Raw genomic sequence first — 10,610 nt, forward strand, 5'->3', positions numbered from 1 at the left:
CCCTCACCCCAGCCCTCCCGAAACGTCGGACCGCCCCCAAGGGGGCGAGGGGGAAAGGGAGCTCGACCGAGTTGTGCTCTGGATTAGCGGCCGCCCATGATCGCGATGTAGTCCTGCGTCCAGCGGCTATACGGCACAAACTTGCCACCTTCAGCCTGCGGGGTTTTCCAGAAGGCGATCTTGTCGAACTGGTCGAAACCGTTAGTCTTGCAACCCTCAGCGCCAAGCAACTCACTCTCCTTGCACGCCGCAGGAACAGCCGGCAACGAACCAAACCACGCCGCCACATCACCCTGGACTTTCGGTTTCAACGACCAGTCCATCCACTTGTACGCGCAGTTCGGGTGCTTGGCCTCGGCGTGCAACATGGTGGTGTCAGCCCAACCCGTTGCGCCTTCTTTCGGAATCGTCGAAGCAATCGGCTGCTTCTCGTTCATCAAACCGTTGACCTGATACGGCCATGCGCTCGACGCCACCACACCTTCGTTTTTGAAGTCGCTCATCTGCACCGTGGTGTCGTGCCAGTAGCGGTGGATCAGCGGCTGCTGCGCGCGCAACAGGTCGAGCACGGCTTTGTACTGATCTTCGGTCAGTTGGTACGGATCCTTGATGCCCAGTTCAGGCTTGGTCGACTTCAGATACAACGCCGCGTCGGCGATGTAGATCGGGCCGTCATAGGCCTGCACGCGACCCTTGTTCGACTTGCCATCGGGCAGGTCCTGCGCGGCGAACACCACGCTCCAACTGGTCGGCGCGGTCTTGAACACGTTGGTGTTGTACATCAACACGTTCGGGCCCCACTGGTACGGGGTGCCGTAAGTCTGGTTGTTGACCACGTACCACGGCGCGTCTTTGAGGCGTGGGTCGAGGGTGTTCCAGTTCGGGATCAACGCAGTGTTGATCGGTTGCACACGCTTGCCGACGATCAATCGCAGCGAGGCATCGCCCGACGCGGTGACCAGGTCGTAACCGCCCTTGGCCATCAGGCTGACCATTTCGTCCGAGGTTGCAGCGGTCTTCACATTGACCTTGCAGCCGGTTTCTTTTTCGAAACCGGTGACCCAGTCGTAAGCCTTGTCGCTCTCGCCACGTTCGATGTAACCCGGCCACGCAACGATATCCAGCTGACCTTCGCCAGCACCGATAGTCTTCAGCGGCTCGGCAGCTGAAAGGCTGGCGCTGGCCAGCAGGGCCGTGGTGATTGCACTGAGCAGTGCGGTCTTGTGCACGAACATGGTTGAACCCTCTTCTTTAAATTATGGTCGGGGCAGTTGTGAACGCGGTGAAGCATGCCGTTTTCGGCTTGTTATTAGCGTAGTCAGAGATGCTGGCCGTGGCGGGCCATGATGTGCCGCACCACGCTGTAGTCCTGCAGCGAATCACTGGATAAGTCTTTGCCGTAACCCGAACGTTTCAGGCCACCGTGGGGCATTTCGCTGACCAGCATGAAATGGCTGTTGATCCACGTGCAGCCGTACTGCAGACGCGCGGCGACCTGCATGGCCTTGTCCAGATTCTGTGTCCACACCGACGAGGCGAGGCCGTATTCGGAGTCGTTGGCCCAGTCGACGGCCTGCGCGAGCTCGTCGAAACGGGTCACGGTGACCACCGGGCCGAACACTTCGCGCTGGACGATTTCGTCGCTCTGTTTGCAACCGGCGAGCAACGTCGGTTGATAGTAGAAACCGGCGCCGGAATGCACCGCCGCACCGGTTACGCGTTCGATGTGCGGCTGACCGAGGGCGCGTTCGACGAAACTGGCGACGCGGTCGCGCTGGCGGGTGCTGATCAGCGGGCCGATCTCGTTGTCGGCATCACGTTTGCCGGCGAAGCGCAGGCTGCTGACGGCGGCGCCAAGCTCTGCGACCAATTTGTCGTGGATCCCGGCCTGCGCGTAGATCCGGCAGGCGGCGGTGCAGTCTTGGCCAGCGTTGTAGTAACCGTAGGTGCGCACGCCTTCGACCACGGCCTGAATGTCAGCGTCGTTGCAGACGATCACCGGGGCTTTGCCGCCGAGTTCGAGGTGCGTGCGTTTCAGGGTTTTCGCGGCGGCCTGAAGGATTTTCTGGCCGGTGACGATATCGCCGGTCAGCGAGACCATGCGCACCTTGGCGTGGCCGACCAAATGGCTGCCGACGCCTTCGCCGCCACCGCAGATGATGTTGATCACCCCGCGCGGAAGGATTTCGGCCAGCGCTGGCGCCAGGGCGAGGATCGACAGCGGAGTGTGCTCGGACGGTTTGAACACCAGCGTGTTGCCAGCGGCGAGGGCCGGGGCGATTTTCCACGCGGCCATCATGATCGGGTAGTTCCACGGCGCAATCGAAGCGACCACGCCAATCGGGTCGCGCCGGACCATGCTGGTGTAGCCCGGCAGGTATTCGCCGCTGAGCTGGCCAGTCTGGCAACGCACGGCGCCGGCGAAGAAACGGAACACATCGACGGTCGCCGTCAGATCGTCCTGACGCGCCAGGTGCAACGGCTTGCCGCAGTTCAGCGACTCGAGGCGGGCGAGGTGATCGGCGTGTTTTTCGACGGCGTTGGCGATGTCGAGCAGCAGGTTCGAGCGTTGCTGCGGCGTGGTGCGTGACCACTCGGCGAAGGCACGGTGGGCGGCGAGGATGGCGGCTTCGACTTGCTCGGTGCTGGCCTCGGCGATGTGCGTAAGGATTTCACCGGTGGCCGGATTGAGGATCGGCTCGACGAAACCCTGGCCTGCGACCAGTTCGCCGTCGATCAACAACGCGGTACACATCGGGGTCTGCGCGCCAGCCATTTTCCGCGATCTCTTTTCTTGTGTGGCCATTGTTGCTCCCTGATATCGGGAGCCGACCGTCTTATAGATGCAGCAAGACTAGTGCGCGGCTCCTAGGTCGACAAATTCTAAATACTGAAGGCAGCGTTCGATTAAATAGATGGCTTGCGCCCGCCGTGGGGTTGCTCGCGCGCGACGGTGAGGAAAGGGTCGACGAGAGCAGGGCGGGCGGTGCCTCGGCGCCAGGCCAATCCTACGTCCAGCGTCTGATTGAGGTCGGCGATTGGCCGTGCTTCGATGATGTCGCCCTCAAGTGACCACGGGCGGTAAGTCATGTCCGGCTGGATCGAGACACCCAAACCGGCTGCGACCAGACTTCGCACAGCCTCCGTCGATGCGGTTCTCAAAGTGATTTTTGGTTGCAGGCCAGCGCCGCGCCACAGGCGTTGGGCGTTGCGATCCATTTCATCAACGTTGAGTTGAATTAGTGGTTCGCGAGCGACGTCGGCGAGGTTGATGCTGTCGTGTTCCAGCAGCGGATGCTGGGCTGGAAGCCACAATCGGTGCGGCGAATGGGTCAGCACTTCAGTCTGCAACGCGTGGCGGTCTTCGAGGTTGGAGAGGATCAGCACACCGACATCAATCTCGCCGCTGACCAGCAAATGCTCGATGTACGGGCGCTCGTCTTCCATCACGCGGATTTCGACGTTGGGGTAGGCACGTTGAAACCGGGTAAGCAAATCCGCCAGGTAATAACCCGCAACCAGACTGGTCACGCCGACGATCAACTGCCCGGCAACTTGGTCGGTGCTCTGTTGCAGGCTGCGCTTGGCGTTATCCACGGTGGCGAGAATCAGGTGCGCCTGGCGTAGGAATTGGTGACCCTGATGCGTAAGGGTCATGCCCTTGGCGTGACGACTGAACAGACTGACGCCAATTTCCTCTTCCAGTTGCTGGATCGCCAGGGTCAGGGTCGATTGGGAAATGAATGCGGTTTGCGCGGCAGCGGAGATCGAGCCTGTCTCGGCCACAGCGATGAAGTGACGAATCTGACGCAGGGTCATCATGACAAGGTTACCCAGTGGGCGGTTTTTATAGATTGGCCTGAGTGTATATCTATTTTTGCGAAGGGCCTGTGTGAGCTGAGCAACATCTGGAAGCACACTCGTAAGTCGGTCAGGGGCACTTTCGAACTAGGCTGGAGGCCTTATAGATCCGGATAAACCCTGTTTTGGAGGCGGAACATGAACACCCGTGGATTGCTCGATCAACTGCTCAGATCCGGTCAGGATCTGTTGCAGAACAAGGCTGGCGGAACGCAAAACAAACCGGCTGCGGGCGGCTTGGGCGGTTTGCTAGGCGGCGCTTCTGGTTCCGGTGGCCTCGGCAGTCTGCTATCAGGTGCAGGTGGCGGTGCGTTGGCGGCTGGCGCAATGGGCCTGCTGCTCGGTAACAAGAAAGTGCGCAAGGTCGGCGGCAAAGTCGCGATCTACGGCGGCCTCGCTGCGCTGGGCGTGCTGGCTTACAAAGCCTACGGCAACTACAACGCGCAGAAAGGCACTGCACCGCAAAGCGAACCGCAGACACTCGATCGCCTGCCACCGGCACAAGCCGAGCAACACAGTCAGGCGATTCTCAAAGCGCTGGTCGCTGCCGCCAAGGCCGACGGCCACATCGATGATCGCGAGCGGCAATTGATCGAAGGCGAGTTCATCAAGCTCGACAACGACCAGGAGCTGCAGCACTGGCTGCACGCCGAGCTCAACAAACCGCTCGACCCGACCGATGTCGCCCGCGCTGCGGGTACGCCGGAAATGGCGGCGGAGATGTACATCGCCAGTGTGATGCTGGTGGATGAGGAGAACTTTATGGAGAAGGCGTATCTGGATGAACTGGCGAAGCAGCTTAAGCTGGAGCCGGGGTTGAAGGTGGAGTTGGAGAAGCAGGTGCGGTTGGCTACTGTTTAAGGCCGCACTTCAGAGAAAAACCGTAGCAATTTGCTGCGGTTTTTTTGCGAGTATAGAGTCAATTTTAAAAAAACCTGGAGAAGATTACGCTGCTGTAGTTGATTCCGGTGCGGCAAGTATTAAATCCCGACTGGTGTCACTTGAATGGTGGTGAGTCGGGGGAATCAAGGTCCAGTATTCGCCGGTCTGTTATTTTCTGTTTTCATAGAATCTTGTGCTATTTCACCAATGGGTGTGGTACCTGAAAATTTTTGGTAAAAAACGTGCCACCGTCTAATTCATTCCATGTATCAATTCTATTCTCTTTAGTTGAGTTGATAGTTGGTTGGGTACAATTTATAAAGCCTGCGTTTTGCTATTGATCCACTTGTCTAAAGGCAAATCTTCGGTTTTTTTTGAAAACTTCTCCTTCGCTTCTCTCAGGGTCATGTGATTGGGGGGACTATACTTTTCAAGCTCTGATGTGCCGTCATCCTCCCAGCTGCACAAATCGCAGACTTCATAGTTCGCTAGCGAAGGAAGTGTGCGATAGCCACAGCAAGGGCAAGCCTCTAAAAACTCTACTTTCCCATGCGTTTCATATTTCCCTATATTGAGTGAGTTTAGTTCTCTCGATAGGAATGAGTTTGTTACTCCTTTATATGCTGATCTTAGAGCTAGCAGGATGAGTTCGTTGTATTTGCTGTCTTGAATGTCATAGGGCAAGTCATCGTTAGCGAGAATTGTCTGCTGCAGGGTCTCTGAAAGGGAGAAGAAGTCAGGATTGCTTTCATCGATACTCCACCAGTTGAGAAGCTGAGATTCTCGCTCTTCGTGACTAAGCGAATTCAGAGTGTTTGTTGTGATTTTTTCTATTGCTTCGCTTCGGTCAATAATGTTCATTTTACAGCCCCTTGGCTAAGTCAATAGCGGATTGAAATGGGTCCGCGCTTCTCCCGTCCTCCCGATAGAATGTCCTGATCTCTCGCGATTTCAAATTCCCTATAAATATTCTTCCAGTAGCTGGATCATGCTTGATTATAGTGTTTCCGACATTCGTTTCGTTGAAAGCTCCCGATTCCTTGGAAAATTCTTTAGCCTGTTTAAGATATTCAGCTTGGCTTATATCTCCGAACTCCTTCTGGTCAACTACGTGCTTCTGATAATGAGGCTGCAATTTTCCGGCCGAAAATCCTCTCCAGTTTATTGAAGCCGCTGTAGGTGGCGACATTTCTCCCTGATTGACACGAGCTTTCTCCTCTGGAGTTTCAGCGCCTTGGCCGGGAGTGCATTTTCCGCCACCAGGACAATTATTCAACCCCAGCGGATCCACCCACCCTGTAGGGTTAGGCACGTACTGGTAGCTATTCAACCCACCCGCAAGTTTGATCGGATCCGGCGTCAAAAACCGCCCAGTGCCCGGATTGTAGTAGCGGTGTCGGTTGTAATGTAGCCCGGTTTCGGCATCGAAATACTGGCCTTGGAATCGCAGCGGGTTGTCGATTTTGGCGACGTCCAGTGCGGCAAGATTGCCGTAAGCGCGGTAATTCGCTGACCACATGATCTCGCCGCTGTAATCAGTCAGTTCCTGTGGCGTGCCGAGGTGGTCGAGTTGGTAGTAAAACGGTGTGGCCTTAAGTGGGCCTTCACCATCGAGCATCGCCAGTGGGCGGAAGCTGCCGGGCTCATAGATGTAGCTGCGGTATCGATTATCGGCGCTTTCGGCGATGAGGCGTTCGCCTTGCCAGAGAAATTCTGTGGTTTGTCCGTCGACGGTTTTTTCGATGCGGCGGCCAAAGGCGTCGTATTTGTAGCTAGCGATTCTGCCGTCCGGCAGGCTGAGGCTGATCAACCGTTGTTGGCAGTCGTAACGGTATTCGGTGACCAGCCTCTGGCCAGCACCGCGACGTTCACGGCTCAAATTACCGTAAGCGTCGTAATCGTAGTGGCGGTCGCCTTGCATGAGCAGGCGGTTGCCTTTGACATTGGCGAGGTTGGCCACGGGCAGGTCGTTCTGGCCGAGGAGATTGCCCGCCGGGTCATGGGCGAAGCTTTCCGGCATCGCACCACGGACGCTGAGGAGACGATCGAGCGGATCGTAATGATAGCTGCGGTTGCCTTTGCGGCTGTCGTCGACGCCCACGAGGTTACCGTTCGCCGCGTAGTTATAACGACGGTGAAACAGGTTTTTATCCCGCTGGCTGATGCTATGGGCTTGCAGGCGGCCCTGTTCATCGTATTGGTATTGGCTGAGCAGCAAACCCTGTTGGCGTCGCTGTTCTCGACCGGCGCTGAATTGGTGAGCTGTCAGGCGTGAACCGTTGAGGTCAATGCTGCTCAGGCGCCCGCCGGGCAGATGGCGGTAATCAAGCTTGCTGCCGTCCGGGAGACGGCAATGGCTCAGTTGGCCGACGCTGTCGTATTCATAACGCGTAGTGCCCCAGCCTTGGTGCTCAGTGATCAGACGATCCTGCTCGTCGTATTCGTAGGCGAGCGGCCAGTTTCCGTCATCGACATTTACCAAGCGCCCGAGGGCATCGTAGCCGTAGTGGATTTCATCGCCGTCGGGCAAGATTTTTACCAACAGTCGTCCGGCGGCGTCGCGCTGATACTCGGTGACCAGGTCGCTGCCGTTGTCTCCGAATTCGGTTTTCTTCAGCAGTTGGCCATTGAGATCGTATTCATACGCGGTCCGACGGCCATCGAAACCGGTTTCCTGCTGGATCAAGCCATTGGCGAAGTAATCGAGGTGGTAGTGCTCGCCGTGCTCGTTTTCGATTTCGGTGAGCAGCAGACCTGCGTTGTCGTAGCGATAACGCAGCTGGCTGCCGTCAGGATTGATCCGGCGGCTGACGAGATGCAGGTTATCAGCGTATTCGTAACGGGTGATCCGCCCAAGTTCATCCCGTTCAGCGGTGACGCGACCGTAAGGGTTGTAACTGAAAGCCCGGGTGGCGCCGCCCGGCAGAGTGATCTGGGTCAGGCGATCGACAGCGTCCCATTGGTAATGGGTGATCGCGCCAAATTCGTCCTGTCGGGTTATTTGCCGGCCGAGCGCATCGTAGCGATATTTGCGTTGACCTCCGTCCGGCAGGCGTTCTTCCAGCAACTGGCCGAGATTGTTCCAGCCCAACTGATGGTGGCTGCCATCGGGATGACGAATTTCCAGCAATCGACCCTGTGGGTTGTAGCTGTAGTGGGTTTCGTTGTCGTCGGGATCGATTTGCCGGGTGATATCACCCTGACGGTTGCGCTCGTATTTCCAGCGAGCCTTGCCTCTGCGCACGTAAGTGAGCTGCCCGTTGAAGTAGTTGTAACAGGTCGGCTCTCCTTCCGGCGGGAACACCGCCATCAAGCGCCCCGCGTTGTTGTACTGATACTCGGTGATCGCGCCCATTGGATCTTTTATGGCGACCAGACGACCTTGATCGTCATAGGCGTTCTGTGTTTCGCCGCCGTCCGGAGCCGTCTCGCTGAGCAAGCGCGCGTTTTTGTCATGCAGGTAAACCTGGGTGCTGCCGTCCGAGTTGTATGCGGTGACAGAGCCTTTGTCATCCCATTCGTACCGCGCTTCCAACTGCGAATAGTTGGCCCAGTGGCGAACGCAGCGAGACAGTTTTCCTTCACGCTCCCACTCCCAGAAGAAACGGGCTCCGCCGGCTAATTGCCGTTCCACAATGACGTGTCGTTCGTTGTATCGATAATGTTCGGCCTCACCTGCCGCATTGGTCGCGCAGACTAGCTGACTGTGGTCGTTGTAGCTGTAGGTGACCAGCGTCTGGAGGGTTAGCCAAGGTTCCTGACGCTCACCGCGATCGTTGTACCCGACACGTAGTTGCTGTCGGTCGACCGCCACGATGTGACGATCGTCATAACGCAGCAGCAGGCAGCTGCCCGCGCCATTGTCGATGCGTTGAATGCGACCGACAAAGTCATAGCTGAGATGCAGGCGATTTTCGTAGGCATCGCTGAGGGCTGTCAGTCGCCCTGCGCGGAAATGGTAGAAGCGTGTTTTCGGCCCGGCCTGGGTCAGAATGAGTTCGCCCGGCACATCCCCCAGAAAAATGGCCGCTTGCGCCAGACTATTGCTGATCGCCGGCCGTTGTTCAGTCGGCATGGGGAAGCGGGTTTGACGGTTTTCATGGTCAGTCCAGACGACGCCTTCATCTTCGATATCCAGTCGGTGTGAAAGCGAATGGCTCCAGCCATGGCCCAGACGACTGTCGATTTCAACCGCGCTGGTACGGTAGAGGCGGGTCCACTCCAGGGGTAACGAGCCGGCGAGTTCGCCGTCAGTCAGGGTGAGCAATTCTTCGCCGGTGACCATCGAGACAGGGTCATCTTTGGCGCAGGTTTTTTCAACGCGCTGTATAGGCTGATCCGCCGCGTTTCTGGATTGCTCAGGTGCGTTATCAATCTTTTCCTGTTGTTCCACGCGCGTGTCGCTGCGGGTTTTACGCCGTGCGTGAATCTGCGAATCGGGTATGACTTCTCCCCCTGCGGCGGGGGCGGGCGGTTTCATGGGGGAGGCTAGTTGTGCCGGCACGTGGGGAGTAATGTTGCTTGTTGCCTTGGTGCCCGTACTGGCGACCGTTGTCCCACTCAAAGCTACCGGCGTGTACGCCTGCGCATGGGTTTTGAAGTGCTTGCGACTAATGGCCACCAGGTTCGCGGTCAGTTTTTCAATCAACTTGAGCGCTTTGTCTGCTTTCAACGTAACGGTCACGGCCTTTGCACTGGCTCGTAATGCGATGCCAAGACCTGCGGTGAATATGACGCTGAGGACGACGTAGAGTATTTCCGTTTTCAATCTGGCCAGCACTTCCGTGCGGGTCTGGGGAGGCAGCATGGACGCCCAGGCCCAGGCAGCAGAAATGTAAATCCACAGCAGCGGCTCGTCGCAGGCAATCAGCATTGCTATTCGGCGCGCTTCGGTCGCAGCGTCATATATGCGCTTGATGCTGTCGTCGGTGAAAAATTTCTTCAGCTTCTCATAGTGTTTGAGCGGATCGCTTACCAGATCGAAGAGATCCTCGAGATCTTCCCAGATGCTCATGACGAAGCCCCAAAACCCGCCAATCTCAGCCAGCAACAGTTTGGCCGCGCGCCCGGGCAAGGATGCGTTGGTGTGCTCTTGCCAGAGAAATCTGAATTCTTTCCATTCGCTCTCCAGCCAGAGGCTCACGTCATTGATGACGACATCGTAGGACTGGAACAGACGCTCAATGTCATCTTTGCCGGTGGAGGGGAAAAACGTAATCCGGTAGCGTTGGGCGGGCAGAAGATTCGGCACTTCTTCAATACCACTCGGCCCGATGTTGGTGAGAGTCGATTTACCGATGATGTTGTTGTTCGCGTCTACCGGTTCCAGTAGCACAGGTGTGTTGCCAATCGGCACGAATCGCGCGGACTCGAAGCTGTGGATCAAGGTGAGTTTGCCGCTCTTGGGGCAGGTGGCGAAGTGCTTCGGCTGTTCTTTGATGTCTAGTGGCGTCGAAAGATGAAGTTCGTCACCGACTTTGAATTTTTGCTCAACCTCCAATGCTGGCAATTTTTTGACTGCGGACTTGTAGTCTTCCAGGCAGTTTTTGAATTTACCGATAACTATCTTGGGATCCGGCTGCTTTTCGAAGATTGCAATGACTAACGGGCTCATGCGGTCACCTCTTTCCTTGAGTTAACCAGCCCCAATCCCGGGAAGCCGGCGAAGCTCATCAAGCGTGCCATTCCGTTAACCAGGCGACGGTCCTGTCGCTTTGGTTAACCCCTTGAGAGCGCCTGTAACCTGACAAAACGTTGCTGAACTTTCCAGTGACTATTCAAGCCATTTGCGCTTTTCCTGTAGCAAAAAGTTTCAGAGCGTCTACTCCGGTACTTGTATAGGGTTGAACCCTGATAAAGCGTCTTAT

At 56.8% G+C, this 10,610-nt stretch carries 6 protein-coding genes; 1 reads left to right on the forward strand and 5 read right to left on the reverse strand.

Going from position 1 to position 10,610, the window contains the following annotated elements:
• Positions 1–83: 83 nt before the first annotated feature.
• From ydcS to CQ009_RS15425, 3 genes are all read right to left on the reverse strand, one after another.
• The gene (ydcS, locus tag CQ009_RS15415) at positions 84–1,235 is read right to left on the reverse strand and encodes a putative ABC transporter substrate-binding protein YdcS (protein ID WP_105707268.1); all 1,152 of its coding nucleotides are present in this window, start codon (positions 1,233–1,235) and stop codon (positions 84–86) included.
• An 83-nt stretch (positions 1,236–1,318) separates the two neighbouring features.
• The gene (locus CQ009_RS15420) at positions 1,319–2,776 is read right to left on the reverse strand and encodes a gamma-aminobutyraldehyde dehydrogenase (RefSeq protein ID WP_105707270.1); all 1,458 of its coding nucleotides are present in this window, start codon (positions 2,774–2,776) and stop codon (positions 1,319–1,321) included.
• A gap of 131 nt (positions 2,777–2,907) precedes the next feature.
• Positions 2,908–3,822 carry a LysR family transcriptional regulator gene (locus CQ009_RS15425; protein WP_007967749.1) on the reverse strand — a complete coding sequence of 305 codons (915 nt, stop codon included), beginning with the start codon at positions 3,820–3,822 and terminating at the stop codon, positions 2,908–2,910.
• A 177-nt stretch (positions 3,823–3,999) separates the two neighbouring features.
• On the opposite strand from CQ009_RS15425, the gene CQ009_RS15430 reads away from it, so the two are divergent.
• Positions 4,000–4,722 carry a tellurite resistance TerB family protein gene (locus CQ009_RS15430; RefSeq protein WP_064393233.1) on the forward strand — a complete coding sequence of 241 codons (723 nt, stop codon included), beginning with the start codon at positions 4,000–4,002 and terminating at the stop codon, positions 4,720–4,722.
• A 336-nt stretch (positions 4,723–5,058) separates the two neighbouring features.
• On the opposite strand, the gene CQ009_RS15435 is transcribed toward CQ009_RS15430, so the two are convergent.
• Together CQ009_RS15435 and CQ009_RS15440 are read right to left on the reverse strand one after the other, a co-directional pair.
• The gene (locus tag CQ009_RS15435) at positions 5,059–5,604 is read right to left on the reverse strand and encodes a CPCC family cysteine-rich protein (protein WP_105707272.1); all 546 of its coding nucleotides are present in this window, start codon (positions 5,602–5,604) and stop codon (positions 5,059–5,061) included.
• Between the two features lies 1 nt (position 5,605).
• On the reverse strand, positions 5,606–10,357 hold the full coding sequence (locus CQ009_RS15440; RefSeq protein ID WP_105707274.1) for an RHS repeat-associated core domain-containing protein: 4,752 nt from the start codon (positions 10,355–10,357) through the stop codon (positions 5,606–5,608).
• Between the last annotated feature and the right edge of the window lie 253 nt (positions 10,358–10,610).

This window comes from Pseudomonas sp. MYb2 (genome assembly GCF_002979955.1).
Taxonomy (GTDB): Bacteria; Pseudomonadota; Gammaproteobacteria; order Pseudomonadales; family Pseudomonadaceae; genus Aquipseudomonas.